Below are 18,009 nucleotides of genomic sequence, written 5' to 3'. Positions count from 1 at the left end.
CTGGTCCTCGACGGGCTAGATGGCGATGAGCGCGCCGACCACGAGCACCGTCGTGATGAGCACAACCGTGTTCACCACGTTCTGGGTGCGCACGACCGGACCGATCGGCGTTCCGGCGTCTCGCTGCTGCTGAGCCCTGCGATGCGTGAGGTTCACGGCGGCGTCGCCGGAGTAGGTTCCGGGAGCCGCGCTCGTGCGTATGCTCTGGGACTCGTCCGTGAGCCGGCGCGGGTCCTTCCAGAGGAGCGGATCGCGCGGGTCCATGCGCTCAGCGCTGAGTCGGTCGGGCGGGGGAGCGGCCCACGCGCTGACCTTGCCCTCCGGCGTCGTGACGGTGAAGCCGCGCGTCGTCTCGACGAGCTCGATCTGCCCGTAGGGCACAACCGTCTTCTTGAGCGGGTTGTTCACCTCGAGCGCCTCGTCGGTGAAGACGACACTCGGGCTCACCAGGGTGATCCATCCGAGGCCGAGGGCCAGGATGGGCAGCGGCAGCACCGAGAGCAGGTGCCGCTCGGCTCCCGGAGTGATCATCACGGAGATGACGGCGACGAGCGCCATCGCGGCGATGACGCCGTAGACGACAAGACCCATACGGGGGCGGAGAACGGTTCGCTCGGACACCCGCCCATTCTCGCAGAGGCCGCACGGCCCACACCCCAGACAGCACGCACTGCAACCGCAGCCCACCGGGAGGCACGCTCATGAGCTCGACTTCACGCAAAGACGACACGACGCCGATCCTCGAGGTCCAGGATCTGAGTGTCGAGTTCTGGGTCGGTGGCGACTGGGTCACCGCCGCGAAGGACATCAACTACGTGGTCCGGCCGGGCGAGGTGCTCGCCATCGTCGGCGAGTCGGGTTCCGGCAAGTCCGTGTCGTCCATGACGCTCCTCGACCTCCTCCCGAAGAACGGGCGCACCTCGGGCAGCGCGAAGCTCAACGGCACCGAGCTCATCGGGGCGCCGCAGTCGACGCTGCGCCGCGCTCGAGGCAACGACATCGCGGTGATCTTCCAGGAGCCCATGACGGCGCTCAACCCGGTGCTGACCATCGGGTTCCAGATCTCCGAGGCGCTGCGCATCCACAACCCCACGATGACGCCGAACGCCGCCCGAGAGCGTGCGCTCGAGCTCCTTCGTCTCGTCGAGATGCCCAACCCGTCGAAGGCGTTCGACTCGTACCCGCACCAGCTCTCCGGCGGACAGCGACAGCGCGCCATGATCGCGCAGTCGCTCAGCTGCGACCCGGACCTCCTCATCGCCGATGAGCCGACGACGGCCCTCGACGTGACGATCCAGGCCGAGATCCTCGAGCTCATGCGCTCGCTGCACGAGCGTCTCAACTCGGCGATCGTGATCATTACGCATGACATGGGCGTCGTCGCCGATATCGCTGACAACGTCATCGTGATGAAGGGCGGCGAGATCGTCGAGCGCGGCACCGTGCGGGAGATCTTCAAGAACCCGCAGCACGCCTACACCAAGACGCTGCTCGACGCGGTTCCGCACCTGGGTACCGGAGAGGCGAGCGGACTGGATGCGCGCGAGTTCACGGGTGAGCCGGCGCTCGTCGTGCAGAACGCCGACATCGAGTACCCGAAGCAGGGCCGCGTCCCCGCATTCAAGGCTGTCGAGGACGCGACCTTCGAGATCTACCCAGGCGAGATCGTGAGCGTCGTCGGAGAATCGGGATCGGGGAAGACCACGGTCGCTCGCGCTGTCGTCGGACTGCTGCCGGTCGCCGCCGGCTCGATGAAGCTCAACGGCGTCGAGCTGAACGGGGTCTCGAGGCACGACCTCGCGAAGGTGCGCCGCGATATCGGCATCGTCTTCCAGGACCCGGGCTCGTCGCTCAACCCGAGGTGGCCAGTCGGGCAGTCGATCGCCGAGCCGCTCATCCTCGAGAAGAAGCTGACGAAGGCGGAGATCGAGGCCCGAGTCGGCGAGCTGCTCGACCAGGTCGAGCTTCCCCGCTCGTTCCGCAACCGCTACCCGAACGAGCTTTCCGGCGGACAGCGTCAGCGCATCGGCATCGCCCGCGCCCTGGCGCTCGAGCCGAAGCTCCTCGTCGCCGACGAGCCAACTTCCGCCTTGGACGTGTCGGTGCAGAAGCGCGTGCTCGAGCTGCTCGTGGAGATCCAGCAGCGGCTGCAGTTCGCCGTCTTGTTCGTGACGCACGACCTGGCCGTCGTCGACCAGCTGGCGAACCGGGTCATCGTCATGAACCACGGCAAGATCGTGGAGCAGGGGCCGACGGACCAGATCCTCCGTGCGCCGCAGGACCCGTACACGCAGCGCCTCGTCGCCGCCGTGCCGGTGCCGGACCCCGACGAGCAGGCAATCCGCCGAGCCGAGCGGGCCGCACTCAAGCGCGCAACCGAGGGTGCGGTCACGTCCGAGGTCCTCGGCGACGACATCGTGGCCTCCGATGCTCCTTCCGCACAGCAGGAGGACATCCTGCGGGCCGAGGCGGAGGAGCGCGAATCCGGCCAGTGACTCGGTAGAAACTTCGACCAGCGTGGGGCCATCTCACGCTGGTCGGGAGGCGTGTCCTCCGTGACGTAGGATGAACTGCCCTTTTCTCAAATGAAAGCACCCCTGAATGACTGCTGTGCCTGTCGCCCACCGTTCTGAACTCCGTAACGTCGCCATCGTGGCGCACGTCGACCACGGCAAGACGACCCTCGTCGACGCCATGCTGAAGCAGACGGGCTCGTTTGGCGAGCACGACAGCAACTCGACCGAAGCCCGAGTCATGGACTCGAACGACCTCGAGCGTGAAAAGGGCATCACCATCCTCGCCAAGAACACGGCGATCTCCTACAAGGGGAAGCACGCCACGGATGGGCCGATCACGATCAACGTGATCGACACCCCCGGCCACGCCGACTTCGGCGGCGAGGTCGAGCGCGGCCTGTCCATGGTCGACGGTGTCGTCCTGCTCGTCGACGCCTCAGAGGGCCCCCTCCCGCAGACTCGCTTCGTGCTCCGCAAGGCGCTCGCCGCGAACCTCCCGGTCATCCTCTGCGTCAACAAGACCGACCGTCCGGACGCGCGCATCGACGAGGTCGTCGCCGAGAGCCAGGACCTGCTCCTCGGTCTCGCCTCCGACATGGCCGACGAGGCGCCCGATCTCGACATCGACGCGCTCCTCGACCTGCCCGTCCTCTACGCCTCGGGCCGCGCCGGTGCCGCTTCGCACAACCAGCCCGCCGACGGAGAGCTGCCGGACAACGACGACCTCGAGCCGCTCTTCGAGACGATCCTCAAGCACATCCAGCCGCCGGCCTTCGACCCAGAGGCGCCGCTGCAGGCGCACGTGACGAACCTGGACAGCTCCCCGTTCCTCGGTCGTCTCGCGCTGCTGCGCGTCTTCAACGGCACGCTCAAGAAGGGCCAGAACGTGGCCTGGGTGAAGAACGACGGCTCGGTGCACAACGTGCGCATCACGGAGCTGCTCGAGACGAAGGCGCTCGACCGCGTCCCCACCGACTCCGCTGGCCCAGGTGACATCGTCGCCGTCGCCGGCATCCCCGAGATCATGATCGGCGAGACGATCGCCGACCCCGAGGACATCCGTCCGCTTCCCGGCATCACGGTCGACGAGCCAGCCATCTCGATGACGATCGGCACGAACACCTCGCCCATCATGGGCAAGGTCAAGGGCCACAAGCTCACCTCGCGCATGGTCAAGGACCGCCTCGACCGCGAGCTCATCGGCAACGTCTCGATCCGCGTTCTCGACATCGGACGCCCGGACGCCTGGGAAGTCCAGGGTCGTGGCGAGCTCGCGCTCTCCGTCCTCATCGAGAACATGCGCCGCGAGGGCTTCGAGCTCACCGCCGGCAAGCCGCAGGTGGTCACGAAGATCGTCGACGGCAAGACGCACGAGCCGTACGAGCACCTCACGATCGACTCGCCGGAAGAGCACCTCGGTGCCATCACGCAGCTGCTCGCCGCGCGCAAGGGCCGCATGGAGTCGATGTCGAACCACGGCACGGGCTGGGTCCGCATGGAGTTCATCATCCCGTCGCGAGGCCTCATCGGCTTCCGCAGCGAGTTCATGACGAGCACGCGTGGAACCGGTATCGCGAACGCGATCTCGCACGGCTACGAGCCGTGGGCCGGCCAGATCACGACCCGCATCTCGGGTTCGATCGTCGCCGACCGCGCCGGAGTCGCGACGCCGTTCGCGATGCAGGCACTGCAGGAGCGCATGTCGTTCTTCGTGCAGCCGACCGAAGAGGTCTACGAGGGCATGGTCATCGGCGAGAACTCGCGCGCCGACGACATGGACGTCAACGTGACGAAGGAGAAGAAGCTCACGAACATGCGTTCCGCCAACGCGGACACGTTCGAGTCGATGACGCCTTCTCGTCAGCTCACGCTCGAGGAGTGCCTCGAGTTCGCCCGCGAGGACGAGTGCGTCGAGGTCACGCCCGAGAAGATCCGCATCCGCAAGCTGCTCCTCGACGGCAACGCGCGTGCGCGTGCCACGTCGCGCGCCAAGAAGCAGTAGTTGCGCGTGCGCCTTCGCACGGCAACACGTGAACAGTAAGGTCGTATGACGGAAGTCATCGAACAGCCTGCCGCAGAGCAGCGAACCGGGGAACGCATCCTCGGGGCGCTGCTCTACGCGCTTTTCGGCCTCATCGTCGGCACCGTGACGACGTTCCTCCACCGTGGCCGCGTCGAGCTCTTCGAGACGACGCTCTGGGTGGGCATCGTGCTCGGCCTCGCCTGCATCCTGTGCCTCGGCATCGGGCTGCGCCTGTACCTCGTCGATCGCTGGATGAGCACCGGGTTCGCTGTGGGGGTCATCGTCGCGGTCGTCGGCCTCGGCGTCTGGAATCCCGGCTCGAGCGTCGTCGTCGTCGGTGACGTGGTCGGCCTCGCGTGGCTCGCCCTGGCGTCCCTCATCGCGGCTGGCTGCGCATTCTGGCCCGCCCTGCCCAGCCGCCGATCGCGAACGGCGACCGGCGGCGGCGAGTACGATGAGAGATCGCAACCGAGCTAGGAGGAGTCACCTCAGTGACCTACGTCATCGCCCTTCCCTGTGTCGACGTGAAAGACCGGGCCTGCATCGATGAGTGCCCCGTCGACTGCATCTACGAGGGCGATCGGATGCTCTACATCCACCCCGACGAATGCGTCGACTGCGGTGCCTGCGAACCTGTCTGCCCCGTCGAGGCCATCTACTACGAGGATGACCTGCCCGAGGAGTGGAGCGAGTACTACACCGCGAACGTCGACTTCTTCTCCGAGATCGGCTCGCCAGGGGGAGCGGCGAAGGTCGGCGTGATCCACCACGACCACCCGGTCATCGCGGCGCTCGAACCGCAGGGAGAGGGCGCGTGACGCTGGGCGAGCTCCCCGACTACCCCTGGGATCAGCTGACGCCGTACATCGACCAGGCGAACGCGCACCAGGACGGCGCCCTCGACCTCTCGATCGGCTCTCCCGTCGACCCGACGCCGGAGGTCGTCCGCGCGGCGCTGCGGGAGCACGCCGACGCGCACTCCTACCCGACCACGATCGGCACACCGGAGGCCAGGGACGCCGTCGTCGCCTGGTTCGCGCGGTGCCGTGGTGTGAGCGGCCTGCTGCGCGCGAACGCGATGCTCACGGTCGGCTCGAAGGAGTTCGTCGCGACGACGGCCTTCTTCCTGCGACTCGGTGCGGGCGACACGGTCGTCTACCCTGCCCGGGCATACCCGACCTACGAGATCGGCGCGGTCTTCGCCGGAGCAGAGGGCTTCGCGGGCGACGACCCCGCGGCCTGGCCGGAATCGACGAAGCTCATCTGGCTCAACAGTCCAGGGAACCCCGACGGACGAGTGCTCGGCGTCGAGGAGCTGGCGGCCGCGGTCTCCCGTGCTCGCGAACTGGGCGCCGTCATCATCAACGACGAGTGCTACGCGGAACTCGGCTGGGGGGACTGGTCGGGGGAGCGCATCCCGAGCATCCTCGACGAGCGGGTCACGGGCGGCGACCTGAGCAACATCCTCGCGTGCTCGTCGCTCTCGAAGCGGTCGAATCTGGCGGGCTACCGGGCCGCCTACGTCGCGGGTGACCCGCAGCTCATCTCCCGGCTGCTCACTGCACGCAAGCACGCGGGGCTCATCGTCCCCGCTCCGGTGCAGGCGGCCGTCGTGGCTGCGCTTGGCGACGACGAGCATGCCGTCGAGCAGTACAACCGCTACCTCCGTCGCCGAGAGGTGCTCCTTCCCGCGCTCCAGGCCTGGGGACTGCGCATCGAGCACAGCGAGGCGGGCCTCTACCTGTGGGGCACCAAGGGCGACGACTCCTGGGTGACGATCGAAGAGCTCGCGCAGCTCGGCATCATCGCGGGTCCCGGGGTCTTCTACGGGGAAGCCGGCGGGCGGCACGTCCGAGTCTCCCTGACGGCCACGGATGCGCACATCGACGAGGCCGCGCGGCGGCTCCTCGCGGCAACTTCTGACCATTCCGCGCAAGCTCAGTAGGTATCGAACAGCACATCGCGACTTTCATTGTGGATTCGCATAGTCACCTGGTCGACCGATTAGGCTATGAGAACACTGCGCGTTCTGCGTGCTCGCCGGGGAGCATCCCCCACCCGCTCGAGGAGGATCTGTGACTGAACAGCACAAGCAGGCTGAGGCCCACCGGAATGAGGCGGACTCAGCCACCTTCAGGATCGGCGACAGGACAGCTGAGTTCCCGGTTCTGCGCGCCACCGAAGGCGCTGACGCGGTCGACATCTCGACGTTCATGAAGCAGACCGGGTACACCACGCTCGACCAGGGCTTCGTCAACACCTCGTCGACCAAGTCGGCGATCACGTACATCGATGGTGCCAACGGCATCCTCCGCTACCGCGGCTATCCGATCGAGGAGCTCGCCTCCAAGTCGAGCTTCCTCGAGGTCGCGTACCTGCTGCTCTACGGCCAGCTGCCGACCGAGTCGGAGTACGAGAACTTCACCGACCGCATCCGGCACCACACGCTCCTGCACGAGGACCTCAAGCGCTTCTTCACGGCACTGCCGCCGCACGCGCACCCGATGTCCGTGCTGTCGAGCGCGGTCAACGCGCTCTCGACGTACTACGAGGATTCCCTCGACGTCCACAACCCTGAGATGGTCGAGCAGTCGACCATCCGCCTCCTCGCGAAGATCCCGGTCATCGCCGCCTATGCGCACAAGAAGAGCATCGGTCAGGCGTTCCTGTACCCGGACAACTCGCTCGACTTCGTCGACAACTTCCTCAAGCTCAACTTCGGCAACCTCGCGGAGCCCTACGAGGTCAACCCCGTGCTCTCGAAGGCGCTCGAGCGCCTGCTGATCCTGCACGCCGACCACGAGCAGAACGCGTCGACCTCGACGGTGCGCCTCGTCGGCTCGACCGAGGCGAACATGTACTCCTCGATCTCCGCCGGCATCAGCGCCCTCAACGGCCCGCTGCACGGTGGCGCCAACGAGGCCGTTCTCAAGATGCTTGCGCAGATCCAGGAATCCGGCGAGGGCGTCGACCGCTTCGTCGAGCGAGTCAAGAACAAGGAAGACGGCGTGCGTCTCATGGGCTTCGGCCACCGGGTGTACAAGAGCTACGACCCCCGTGCGAAGCTCGTCAAGGAGTCCGCGGACGAGGTGCTCGCCGCGCTCGGCGTCAACGACCCGCTTCTGGAGCTCGCGACGCAGCTCGAGCAGGTCGCCTTGAGCGACGACTACTTCAAAGAGCGAAGCCTGTACCCGAACGTCGACTTCTACACGGGTCTCATCTACAAGGCGATGGGCTTCCCGACGCGCATGTTCACGGTGCTGTTCGCCATCGGACGCCTCCCAGGCTGGCTCGCGCACTGGCGTGAGGCGAACGCGGACGCCAAGACCAAGATCGGGCGCCCGCAGCAGCTCTACACGGGTGAGGCCGAGCGCCACTACCCGGAGAACCGCGGCTTCCAGCTGCTCTGACGTCAGACCCGCGCAGGCGACGCGTGCCGCCGCAGCCTGGAATCACCTGTGAGGGGTTCCGCTGCGACGGCACGCGTTCTACGCTGATCGAACAAGACACTCCCCGCTCGAGCCGCACGACAGGTGGCCAGCGGGGAGTGTTGTTCTGTCTCCAGGGTGCTGACTGGAGCCTCAGTTCGGAGTTGCTCCGGGTCAGGCGTGCAGGGCGTCGTTGAGCTGGATGCCAGCCCCGGTCCGTGCGAGGGCCTCGACCGCGCCGTTGAGCGAGTTCCGGCGGAACAGCAGGTTCGGGACACCGGAGAGTGCCGACGCCTTGACCGACTGCGGCTCGCCGATCTGGCCATCAGGGTCGCTCTGGCCGATGAGCGAGACCTTGGTTCCGGCGGTCACGTACAGGCCGGCCTCCACGATCGAGTCGTCGCCCAGCGAGATGCCGATGCCGGAGTTCGCGCCGAGCAGGGCGCGCTCGCCGATGCGGATGCGCTCCTTGCCGCCGCCGGAGAGCGTGCCCATGATGGATGCCCCGCCGCCGATGTCGCTGCCGGCTCCGAGGATCACGCCCTGCGAGACGCGCCCTTCCACCATCGAGCGGCCGAGGGTGCCGGCGTTGAAGTTCACGAAGCCCTCGTGCATGACAACAGTGCCTGGTGCGAGGTGCGCGCCGAGGCGGACCCGTCCGCCGTCGGCGATGCGCACATCCGCCGGCATCACGTAGTCGAGGAGGCGCGGGAACTTGTCGATCGCGTAGACCTGGATGCCCTCGCGCTGGAGGATCGCGCGCGACGAGGCGGCCAGGTCGGGTCGCATGGGGCCGACGTTGGTCCAGGCGTTGGTCGGCAGGTGGCCGAAGATGCCATCGAGGTTGATGCTGTTCGGCTCGACGATGAGGTGGCTCAGGAGGTGCAGGCGGAGGTAGGCGTCGACGACGCTCTCGACGGGCTCATCGAGCCGCACCGTCACGGTGACCGGGCTGACCTGCACCTGGCGACGCTCGTCGTCGTAGGAGAGCGCCGCGAAGCTCGCAGGAGAGATGTGCGGGTCGCGGCCCTCGGGCAGCGGGCCGAGTGCGGGGGTCGGGAACCAGGCATCGAGCACCTGTCCGTCGTTCGTGATCGTGGCGAGGCCGTCGCCCCAGGCTGTCCGCTGGTCGTGGGAGGTGGGTGCATCGTTGGTCATGCGCTCCAGGCTACCCAGCGAAGGGCCCGCGCGGGCACCGCGCTGTGCTCTTGTCGAGCACTTAGGCTTGAACCCATGTCTTCTTTCGCGAGTGGCGACGCCCTCGACCTGACGCGACCCTCGACCGAGCTCACGCGCCTGCTGTGTGACATTCCGTCCGTCTCCGGCGACGAGGCGACGATCGCCGACGCCATCGAGGCCGCGCTGGCGCCGTTCGCGCATCTCGAGGTGCAGCGGCTCGGCAACACCATCGTCGCGCGCACCTCGCTCGGGCGAGCCCAGCGGGTCGCGATCGCGGGGCACATCGACACCGTGCCAATCAACGAGAACCTCCCGACGCGCCTCGAGGTCCTCTCGCCCGAGCAGGCCGCGGCAGATGTGCCGGATACGCAGGCGGGGGAGTACCTCTGGGGGCGCGGCACGGTCGACATGAAGGCCGGCGTCGCCGTGCAGCTGAGGCTCGCAGCCGAGCTCGTGGAGCCCGCCGTCGACGTGACATGGATCTGGTACGACAACGAGGAGGTCGCGTCCGAGCTGAACGGGCTGGGGCTGCTCGCGGATGCCCGGCCGGAGCTCCTGGCCGCCGACTTCGCGATCCTGGGCGAACCCACGAAGGGCGAGGTCGAAGGCGGCTGCAACGGCACCATCCGCGTCGACATCCGGACCAGGGGGAAGCGGGCCCACTCGGCACGCGCGTGGGTGGGGGAGAACGCCATCCACAAGGCGGCACCGATCCTCGAGCGGCTTGCGGAGTTCGAGCCGGCGACGGTGCCCGTCGAGGGCCTCGAGTACCGGGAAGGGCTCAACGCCGTCCGCATCTCGGGCGGGGTCGCCGGCAACGTGATCCCCGACGAGTGCGTCGTCCACGTCAACTACCGTTTCGCCCCCGACAAGACGCTCGATGAAGCCGAGGCGAAGCTGATGGCATGGTTCGGCGACTTCGAGCTCGACTTCGTCGACCGCTCTCCCGCCGCGAGGCCGGGTCTCGACGCCCCTCTGGCGCGCGGATTCCTGGAGGCTGTCGGCGCCGAGGCGAAGCCCAAGTACGGGTGGACGGATGTGGCCAGGTTCTCGGCGCTCGGCATCCCGGCCGTGAACTACGGTCCGGGCGACCCGCTCAAGGCGCACGCCGACGACGAACGGGTGCTGCTCTCCGAGATCACGCGTGTCGAGGAGGGGCTGCGGACGTGGCTGACCTCACGCTAGCGAGAACGGGCCGCGAGGAGTTCACGATCGCCGCGGACACCAGGCCGACGTACTTCTCGTACTACTGGAGTCGTCTCCCGGCGCTGGCGCAGGTCGCCATCATCTTCTTCGGAACACGGGTCGTGACGACCGTGTTCCTGCTGGCGTTCGCGTCCCAGCAGCAGGAGACCTGGCAGTCGCCGGCGAAGCCCGACCTGTGGACCTTCTCGAACCTGTGGGACTCGGCCTGGTTCGAGCGCATCGCGACCGGTGGGCCGTTCGGCTACTCGAGCGAGCTGCCTCGGAACGATGAGGGTCAGGTCACCGAGAACGCGTGGGCCTTCATGCCGCTCTACCCGGTCCTCGTCCGTGGCCTCATGGTGGCGACGACGCTGCCGTGGGAAGTGGCTTCCGTGCTCGTCGCGACGGCGTTCGGGTTCGCTGCGGCCTGGGTCTTCAACCGCACCCTCGCGCTCGTTGTCGACAAGAGCACGACGGCGTTCGCGACGCTGCTCTTCTGCATCGCACCGACGAGCCCGCTGCTCCAGCTCGGCTACGCGGAGAGCGCGCAGAGCTTCTTCGTCGCGCTGCTGCTGTACCTGCTCATCAAGCGACAGTGGCTTGTCATGCTTCCCGTCATCGTGCTCGCCTCGTTCACGCGTCCCACAGGGCTCGCGTGGGCCATGACGCTCGGGCTCTACTTCCTCGCACGCTGGTGGATGCACGCGAAGGGACGCGAGGCGTTCCCACGGCCTGAGGTCATCAAGGTCATGGCCGCCGGGCTGCTCTCTGCGGTCGCAGGCTTCGGCTGGCTGCTCATCGCGTGGGCCGTGACCGGGGTCCCATCCGCCTACATCGACACGGAGCTCGCCTGGCGCATCCACTACACGGGGCCCATCGAGCTGGAGCCGTTCACGGGGTGGTTCCACGGCTCGACGTTCTGGTTCGGCCAGCCGATCGGGGCGATCATCGTGGTGCTGTTCGTCATCGTCGTGGTCGGCGCCATCGCGCTGCCGATCATGCGCAGGCTCGGCATCGAGATCCGCATCTGGCTCTTCAGCTACTTCACGTACCTCTTCGCCGTGTTCTTCCCGCAGTCGAGCACGTTCCGGCTGCTCATGCCGATGTTCCCGATCCTCGGTGCCGTCGCGATCCCCAAGTCCCCGCTCTACCGGGTGAGCGTCGTCGTGCTCATGCTCGTCGGGCAGCTCCTGTGGCTCTACTTCTGCTGGTACACCGTGGAGGGTGACTGGACCCCTGCTTAGCCCGGTCCGAGCCGTCACCGTTCCGTGTCCGGAGCGTTACCGCCTCGGCCTTGCAAAACCCAGGTCAGGCCCTACATTGTGTGCAGACGCCGGTACAGGCGCGTCTGCTTTGCGAGGACGTGGGGAGATCAGGATGGAACTACTCGGGGTTGGGCGGATCACCGTGCTGGCGACGGTCGGGATACTGGCGCTCTCGGGCTGCCAGGGCACAGAAGGGGTTGCCGCTCCGGCGGTCACGTCGTCAGCCACCGTTCTCGCCTCGACGGCGCCCGAGGCCACTGCGAGCGCGACCGCAGCGGCGATGCCCGAGGAGACGGAGCAGCCCGCGGCGGCCTGGAGCATCTCCTCGATCGGCGCGGCTGATGAGTGCGGGCTCTTCACCGACGCCATGCTGGGTGAGCTGAACGCTCCGCGGCTCGTGCCTTTCGAGCAGGCTTTCTCACTCGAGCAGCACCCCGATCTTGCACAGCTCTCAGCTGCTGCTCCCGAGCTCTGCAACTGGGTTCCGTCGAGGGCTGGAGACGTCGAAGGAACCGGTGGCGGCGGGCCAGATGGCAAGTGGCGCTCGACGTTCCTGCACATCGCGACGCTCCCGGGCAGCGAGGCGGTCGACACCGCGACGATGTTCGACGAGTTCGAGAGCTTCACGGAGGGGATCTCGGTCGGCACGAACCCCTACGCGACGCAGGGGCTCGGCGACGGCACCGTCTACCTCCTCGAGAACAAGACCCACGGCGAGACCGTGCCCGCGGACATCTGCCACTACGTCGAGGGGCAGACCGTCGTCACGATCGTGCGCGAGACGGACGGGCAGTGCGTCGCCGCGCTCGAGCAGGTGCTCACCATCGCGAAGAGCTGACCCTTCGGCCCCGAGCAAGACGGCGATCGCCGCATCCATCACTGGATGCGGCGATCGCCGTCTGCGGTGAGTGCTGGGTTCGCGTCAGCCGCGCGCCGCGTCGAGGCGCTGGCCCACGTTCTCCCAGTTGACGATGTTCCAGAAGGCCTTGATGTAGTCGGCCCGGACGTTCTGGTAGTCGAGGTAGTAGGCGTGCTCCCATACGTCGAGCTGCAGCAGGGGAGTGACGCCGAAGGGGATGTTGCCCTGCTGGTCGAAGAGCTGGAACGTGGTGAGGTTGCCACCCGTCTGGTCGTAGCCGAGCACGGCCCAGCCGGAGCCCTGCACGCCGAGCGCCACAGCGGTGAACTGCGCCTGGAACTTCTCGAGACCGCCGAACTGCTCATCGATAGCATCCTTGATGCCACCAGCAGGCTCTCCGCCTTCCGGCGAGAGGTTGGTCCAGAAGACGCTGTGGTTGACGTGCCCGCCAAGGTTGAAGGCGAGGTCCTTCTCGAGCTTGTTGATGTTCGCGAGGTTGCCGCTGTCGCGTGCCTCCGCGATCTGCTCGAGTGCCGTGTTGGCACCCTTCACGTAGGTCGCGTGGTGCTTGTCGTGATGCAGCTCCATGATGCGTGCCGAGATGTGGGGCTCGAGTGCCGCGTAGTCGTAGGGGAGGTCGGGAAGCGTGTATTCAGCCACGTGAGGTCCTTTCGATCATCTGGCCAGGGCAGAAGGCGCCATCGACGCCAACGAAATTCGACGCTACACCTCGGTTCTGGCCGTTCCCCTCGCCGTTTCCTCGCAAGCCGGACCGAATTCGATCCACGAGTTTTCGCATTCCGGAGGGCCGAATGCACACTCGGTCCGCGAATTTGGGATACTAGGGAGACACTGCACAAATCTTGGAGGCGCAATTATGGCCGCGATGAAACCGCGTACTGGTGACGGACCTATGGAAGCCATCCGCGAAACACGGCTGATCATCGTTCGTGTACCCCTAGAGGGTGGCGGGCGCCTCGTGGTGTCCGTCAACGACGACGAGGCCCGCGAGCTTCGCGACGCGCTGAGCGCAGTCGTCGGCGAATAGCCGATTCGCACGGAGAGAAGGGCGTCGACCACCACGGTCGGCGCCTTTCTTCTGCGTTCCTCGATTCTGCGTTCAGTGCGCTGCGCTCAGCCCAGCTTCGTGAGCTGGAGGATGCCGCCGTCGAGCGGCAGCAGGGCCAGGCGCAGGTCTTCTTGGAGATCGAACTCGGAGTAGAGGGCGCGCAGGCCGCTGGTCAGCGCGTCGCGTCGGGCAGGTGAGGCGACCTTGCCGCCGTTGAGCGCGCCGAGTGCGACGATCGTGCCGCCGGGGCGGATGAGGCGCAGACCATGCTGCAGATGTGCGCCGATGTGCGCGATGTCGCCTCCGATGACGACGAGGTCGTAGCCGCCCTCGGTCATCCGAGGCAGCACGTCCTGCGGGTGACCCGTGATGAAGCGGAGGCTCGCACCGCGCGCGCCGGCGGAGATCAGCAGACGCCGCGCGTGCCCGAGATACTCGGGCTCTGCGTCGATGCAGGTGATCGTCGATTTCGGCGCCCCACGCCAGACGGCGTGCGTGAGCACTCCCGCGCCGGTCCCGATCTCGATGATCGTGGATGCTCCTGTCGCAGCCGCGAGGAACGTCAGGTGAGCCGCGGTTGCGGCAGAGGGGAGCGGCAGTCCCAGCTCGAGCGTCAGCTGACGAGCATCCCGGACGAGGGCGTCGTCCACGATTCGCTCGTTGATGTAGCGCGAGCTGAGCTCCAGTTCAGACATTCCTCAAGACTAGCGGCGGGCGAGGTCCCGGAGTCCGATTCCCGCATCCGGGTTCTGGCCTCTCGGGGTGAGCCGTCGGCGCATCCCAGACCCTATGATGGGACGGTGTTTGGGCTGACGTTTGAGAAGTTGCTGTTGATCGGCATTATCGCGGCCTTCATCATCGGTCCCGACAAGCTCCCGAAAGCTGCCGAGCGTCTCGCTGATGCGGTCAAGTGGCTTCGTGGCGCGTCCACGAACGCGAAGTCGCGCATGAAAGAGGAGATGGGCGACGATTTCGCCGATGTCGACTGGCGGAAGCTCGATCCTCGCCAGTACGACCCTCGCCGCATCATCCGTGATGCCCTCCTCGCCGAGGACGAGCCGGCAGCGCCGCAGCCGGCCCCCGTGAATGCCGCTTCTGCGACTGCGAGCGCCGCGACCCTCGCGGCCGGGGCAGCAGCAGCCGCCGCGCCCGGGAGCGCCTCGCGACCGAGCTGGGCTTCGAGCGCGCTGCCATCCGCATCGATCGTCGGCCCAGTGCCGTTCGACGCCGAGGCCACCTGATCCGAGTCTGATCCGAGTCGTCGGCGCACCCGTCACTCGACCCAGACACGAGCGAGCCCGGGAGCCTAGACGAGCGAGACCGGAAGCCTTCGACCGCTGAGGCCGCGAGGCTGAGCGAGGAGGGCATCCGCTGCACGCTGGAGGGCCTCGCCCGCAGGCTCCGCGGGCTCCGTCCGCAGCAGGGGAGTGCCGGCGTCTCCGGACTCGCGGAGCGTCTGGCTCACTGGCACCTCGGCGAGCAGGGCAACGGCGTCGCCCTCCGCGCTGAGGCGCTCCGCGACGGCCAACCCTCCGCCCTTGCCGAAGAGCGCGACCCGGCCCCCGTCCGTCGACGCGAACGGCGACATCGTCTCGATGACACCGACGACTCTCTGACCGGTCTTCCTGGCCAGTGCCCCTGAGCGCCAGGCGACGTCGGCGGCAGCCGCCTGCGGAGTCGTGACGACGACGACCTCGGCGTTCGGGAGAAGCTGGCCGAGCGAGATCGCGATGTCGCCGGTGCCAGGTGGCAGGTCGAGCAGCAGCACGTCGAGATCCCCGAAGTAGACGTCGGTGAGGAACTGCTCGATCGTGCGATGCAGCATTGGGCCGCGCCATGCGACGACCTGAGCGTCGTCGCCCAGGAACATGCCGATGGAGATGAGCTTCACGCCGTGCGACTCAGGGGGCACGATCATGTCCCCTATGCGAGTTGGGGCAACATCGTGGTCCAGCCCGAAGAGACCGGGGATGGAGTAGCCGTGGACATCGGCGTCGATGAGGCCGACGCTGAGGCCACGACGCGCGAAGGCCGCGGCGAGGTTCGCGGTGACCGTGGACTTTCCGACGCCGCCCTTGCCGCTCGTGACGGCGATGACGCGGGTCAGCGAATCACGGCCAAAGGGATGCACGCGGCCGGCGCGGGAGCCCCGCAGGCGCTCCGTGAGGGCTGTCCGCTGCTCGGGCGTCATGACCCCGATCTCGAGGTCGTATTCGGCGACGTCGATGACCGACTCGATCGCCGAGCGCACCTCCCGCTCGATCTGACGCGCCGCCGGGCACCCGACGATGGTGAGCCGCAGCTCGACCTCGAAGGACCCGTCGCTGCGCTCGTCGACGCGTTCGATCATCCCGAGCTCCGTCAGCGGTCGGCGAAGCTCGGGGTCGCTGACGCGAGCGAGCGCGCTCCAGATGCTGTCTGCGGTCGTCACGTCGCTCACACCGACTCTTCTGCCGACTTGGCTGCGCGCTTCCTGTCTCGGATCGCCTCGGCGCGGCGCCTCGCCGAGTCGCTCACCCGCTGCTGCTCGCGCGAGATGGTCTCTGAGCCTTCTTCGTCTGGGTCATCGAGGTCCTCGATGTCCTCGAGGAGGGCGCGCAGCTCGGCGCGGATGAAGTCCTTCGAAGCGAGGTCCTTCGTGAGCACTCGGAGCGCCACGATCTCGCGCGCGAGGTACTCGAGGTCGGCGGAGTTGCGCTCCGCTCGCTGCCGGTCCTGGGCGATCTGCACCCGGTCGCGGTCGTCCTGCCGGTTCTGCGCGAGCAGCAGCATGGGCGCCGCGTAGGAGGCCTGCAGCGACAGCATGAGGGTCAAGGCGATGAAGCCGAGGTCAGCCGAGTCGAAGCGCAGCTCGATGGGAGCCATCGAGTTCCACACCACCCAGAACACGACGAAGAGCGAGAGACCGACGAGGAAGGCCGGCGTGCCCATGGCACGCGCGAACGCCTCCATTCCCCGGCCGAATGCGTCGCTCCGGTCGTGGTCGCGGTTCTCCGAGTCATCCCCGCGCGAATCGCGCGGGTCGCGGGAGTCACGCCGCGGCTTCGGCCGTGGGCGTCGGAGATGGAGGCCCTTCACCTTGGGGCGCTCGAGATCGTCTTCACGACGTGCCATGAGTCCTCCGGGCGGCTGGAGAGTTGGCAGGGGCGGTGACGACACGCTTGGTGCCGACGCGCTGCGAGACGCGACTGGGGACGACCTCGCCCTCGGCGTCGACCTGACGCCAGTCCTCCGGCAGGAGGTGGTCGAGAACATCGTCGATGGTCACGACGCCGACGAGGCGGTGCGCGTCGTCGATGACGGGAAGCGCGACGAGGTCGTAGCTCGCGAGGACGCGCGCCACCTCGGCATCGCGCATCGTCGTGGGCGCAGGCTCCATCTCGCGGTCCAGGATCGTGTCGAGTCGTTCGTGCGGGGGATATCTGAGGAGCCGCTGGAAGTGCACGAGGCCCAGGTAGCGGCCCGTGGGCGGCTCGTAGGGGGAGAGGGTCACGAAGACGCTCGTCGCGAGTGCCGCGGGGAGGTCCTTGCGGCGGATGAGCACAAGCGCTTCGGCGACCGTCGCGTCACCGGGCAGGATCACCGGGTCCGTGGTCATCAGCCCGCCGGCGGTGTCCGGAGCGAACTCGAGGAGCATGCGAACCTCTTCGGCCTCCTCCGGGTCCATGCGCTGCAGGAGCGCCTCGCTCTTGACGGCGTCGAGCTTCGCCACGAGGTCGGCGGCGTCGTCGGGCTGCATGCGGTCCAGCACGTCGGCTGCGTGCTCCTCGTCGAGCCACTCGATGATCGTGACCTGGTCGGACTCGCGCATCTCTTCGAGCACGTCCGCCAGCCGCTCGTCCGGCAGCATGCTGACGACCTCCTTGAGGCGTGCATCCGGCAGGTCGAGGAGCGCCGTGGCGAAGTCGCTCGGCTTCATGTCCGAGTGCGCGGTCAGGAACTGCGTCGCCGCCTGCTGCTCGCCGATGGTGAGCTCAGGAGTGACCTCTCCCCATGGCGCGAAACGGGTCGGCCCCGTCCCGAACAGCTGCTTGCTCTTGCGGGGCAGGCGCACGAAGAGCTGGCCGACGCTCCAGTTCCCCTGCGCGTCCTCCTCGATCTGCACGTCCTCGATGGTCCCGGATGCGGTGCCGTCGTTGAACGTCACTGCTCGGTCGGCGAGGTCCGCGAGGACACGCACCTCCTGCCCGTGCTGCACGAAGGGGCGCGAGTCGATCTCGCCGCTCACGACGATCTGACCGGACCCGATCGACTCGACCTGCCGGATGGGGATGAAGATCAGGCGCTTGCTCTTCGTCTCGACGACGAGCCCGTTGACGCGCGGCGAGTGTGCCGCGCGGTACTCGACGATGACATCGCGGACCTTGCCGATCCGGTCGCCGTCTTCGTCGAAGACGGGGCACGCGGAAAGACGCGCTGTAAAGACCTTGGAGACGCTCACGGGCCAATGGTAGTCGCCGCGGGCGACTCGCCAGCCAACAGCGA

At 67.4% G+C, this 18,009-nt stretch carries 18 protein-coding genes; 11 read left to right on the top strand and 7 right to left on the bottom strand.

Annotated elements, in window-relative coordinates; genetic code table 11:
- Nucleotides 1–15: 15 nt before the first annotated feature.
- Entirely contained in the window at nucleotides 16–621 is a 606-nt protein-coding gene (locus tag GV007_RS10290; protein WP_146080229.1) for a hypothetical protein, read from the bottom strand.
- Between the two features lie 80 nt (nucleotides 622–701).
- Between GV007_RS10290 and GV007_RS10285 the strand changes: the two genes are divergently transcribed.
- The 6 genes from GV007_RS10285 (at nucleotide 702) to GV007_RS10260 (ending at nucleotide 7,949) form a co-directional block, all read left to right on the top strand.
- Complete coding sequence (locus GV007_RS10285; RefSeq protein ID WP_160072346.1) at nucleotides 702–2,495, top strand: ABC transporter ATP-binding protein; 1,794 nt, start codon at nucleotides 702–704, stop codon at nucleotides 2,493–2,495.
- Nucleotides 2,496–2,601: 106 nt separating this feature from the next.
- Nucleotides 2,602–4,518, top strand: a complete 1,917-nt coding sequence (typA, locus tag GV007_RS10280) for a translational GTPase TypA (protein WP_160072344.1) — start codon at nucleotides 2,602–2,604, stop codon at nucleotides 4,516–4,518.
- 45 nt (nucleotides 4,519–4,563) lie between these two features.
- The gene (locus GV007_RS10275; RefSeq protein WP_160072342.1) at nucleotides 4,564–5,016 is read left to right on the top strand and encodes a hypothetical protein; all 453 of its coding nucleotides are present in this window, start codon (nucleotides 4,564–4,566) and stop codon (nucleotides 5,014–5,016) included.
- 14 nt (nucleotides 5,017–5,030) lie between these two features.
- On the top strand, nucleotides 5,031–5,357 hold the full coding sequence (fdxA, locus tag GV007_RS10270) for a ferredoxin (protein WP_104241603.1): 327 nt from the start codon (nucleotides 5,031–5,033) through the stop codon (nucleotides 5,355–5,357).
- Nucleotides 5,354–6,484: a succinyldiaminopimelate transaminase gene (gene dapC, locus GV007_RS10265; RefSeq protein WP_160072340.1), complete on the top strand. Its 1,131-nt coding sequence runs from the start codon at nucleotides 5,354–5,356 to the stop codon at nucleotides 6,482–6,484. Before fdxA ends, dapC begins: the two co-directional genes overlap by 4 nt.
- 130 nt (nucleotides 6,485–6,614) lie before the next feature.
- Nucleotides 6,615–7,949 carry a citrate synthase gene (locus GV007_RS10260; RefSeq protein WP_160072338.1) on the top strand — a complete coding sequence of 445 codons (1,335 nt, stop codon included), beginning with the start codon at nucleotides 6,615–6,617 and terminating at the stop codon, nucleotides 7,947–7,949.
- A gap of 192 nt (nucleotides 7,950–8,141) precedes the next feature.
- Here the strand turns inward: GV007_RS10260 and dapD are convergent, their stop codons facing one another.
- The gene (dapD, locus tag GV007_RS10255; RefSeq protein WP_104331550.1) at nucleotides 8,142–9,125 is read right to left on the bottom strand and encodes a 2,3,4,5-tetrahydropyridine-2,6-dicarboxylate N-succinyltransferase; all 984 of its coding nucleotides are present in this window, start codon (nucleotides 9,123–9,125) and stop codon (nucleotides 8,142–8,144) included.
- Nucleotides 9,126–9,200: 75 nt separating this feature from the next.
- Here dapD and dapE point away from each other — a divergent pair, with 75 nt between their 5' ends.
- From dapE to GV007_RS10240, 3 genes are all read left to right on the top strand, one after another.
- Nucleotides 9,201–10,331: a succinyl-diaminopimelate desuccinylase gene (dapE, locus tag GV007_RS10250; protein ID WP_160072336.1), complete on the top strand. Its 1,131-nt coding sequence runs from the start codon at nucleotides 9,201–9,203 to the stop codon at nucleotides 10,329–10,331.
- Nucleotides 10,313–11,575 (top strand): hypothetical protein, encoded by a 1,263-nt coding sequence (locus GV007_RS10245; RefSeq protein WP_160072334.1) that lies wholly within the window; start codon nucleotides 10,313–10,315, stop codon nucleotides 11,573–11,575. Before dapE ends, GV007_RS10245 begins: the two co-directional genes overlap by 19 nt.
- A 133-nt stretch (nucleotides 11,576–11,708) precedes the next feature.
- Nucleotides 11,709–12,434 carry a hypothetical protein gene (locus tag GV007_RS10240; protein ID WP_160072332.1) on the top strand — a complete coding sequence of 242 codons (726 nt, stop codon included), beginning with the start codon at nucleotides 11,709–11,711 and terminating at the stop codon, nucleotides 12,432–12,434.
- An 84-nt stretch (nucleotides 12,435–12,518) separates the two neighbouring features.
- Here GV007_RS10240 and GV007_RS10235 read toward each other — a convergent pair whose 3' ends face one another.
- Nucleotides 12,519–13,115 carry a superoxide dismutase gene (locus GV007_RS10235; RefSeq protein ID WP_104298556.1) on the bottom strand — a complete coding sequence of 199 codons (597 nt, stop codon included), beginning with the start codon at nucleotides 13,113–13,115 and terminating at the stop codon, nucleotides 12,519–12,521.
- A 217-nt stretch (nucleotides 13,116–13,332) separates the two neighbouring features.
- On the opposite strand from GV007_RS10235, the gene GV007_RS10230 reads away from it, so the two are divergent.
- A complete protein-coding gene (locus tag GV007_RS10230) occupies nucleotides 13,333–13,503 on the top strand; it encodes a DUF3117 domain-containing protein (protein ID WP_082775374.1) in 171 nt (56 codons plus the stop codon).
- Nucleotides 13,504–13,589: 86 nt separating this feature from the next.
- On the opposite strand, the gene GV007_RS10225 is transcribed toward GV007_RS10230, so the two are convergent.
- The gene (locus GV007_RS10225) at nucleotides 13,590–14,219 is read right to left on the bottom strand and encodes an O-methyltransferase (protein ID WP_160072330.1); all 630 of its coding nucleotides are present in this window, start codon (nucleotides 14,217–14,219) and stop codon (nucleotides 13,590–13,592) included.
- A 135-nt stretch (nucleotides 14,220–14,354) separates the two neighbouring features.
- Here GV007_RS10225 and GV007_RS10220 point away from each other — a divergent pair, with 135 nt between their 5' ends.
- Nucleotides 14,355–14,765: a Sec-independent protein translocase TatB gene (locus GV007_RS10220; protein WP_194678005.1), complete on the top strand. Its 411-nt coding sequence runs from the start codon at nucleotides 14,355–14,357 to the stop codon at nucleotides 14,763–14,765.
- Nucleotides 14,766–14,830: 65 nt separating this feature from the next.
- On the opposite strand, the gene GV007_RS10215 is transcribed toward GV007_RS10220, so the two are convergent.
- From GV007_RS10215 to GV007_RS10205, 3 genes are read right to left on the bottom strand one after another with little or no spacing between them, the layout of a single operon-like run.
- A complete protein-coding gene (locus GV007_RS10215; protein WP_236558452.1) occupies nucleotides 14,831–15,964 on the bottom strand; it encodes an Mrp/NBP35 family ATP-binding protein in 1,134 nt (377 codons plus the stop codon).
- Nucleotides 15,961–16,638, bottom strand: a complete 678-nt coding sequence (locus GV007_RS10210; RefSeq protein ID WP_104241594.1) for a DUF1003 domain-containing protein — start codon at nucleotides 16,636–16,638, stop codon at nucleotides 15,961–15,963. The genes GV007_RS10215 and GV007_RS10210 overlap by 4 nt, the downstream gene beginning before the upstream one ends.
- Nucleotides 16,625–17,965 carry a magnesium transporter MgtE N-terminal domain-containing protein gene (locus tag GV007_RS10205; protein ID WP_104242117.1) on the bottom strand — a complete coding sequence of 447 codons (1,341 nt, stop codon included), beginning with the start codon at nucleotides 17,963–17,965 and terminating at the stop codon, nucleotides 16,625–16,627. Before GV007_RS10205 ends, GV007_RS10210 begins: the two co-directional genes overlap by 14 nt.
- Nucleotides 17,966–18,009: the final 44 nt, after the last annotated feature.

Source organism: Pseudoclavibacter sp. 8L (genome assembly GCF_902506465.1).
Lineage (GTDB): Bacteria > Actinomycetota > Actinomycetes > Actinomycetales > Microbacteriaceae > Pseudoclavibacter.
This window is presented reverse-complemented; position numbering and strand designations above follow the sequence as displayed.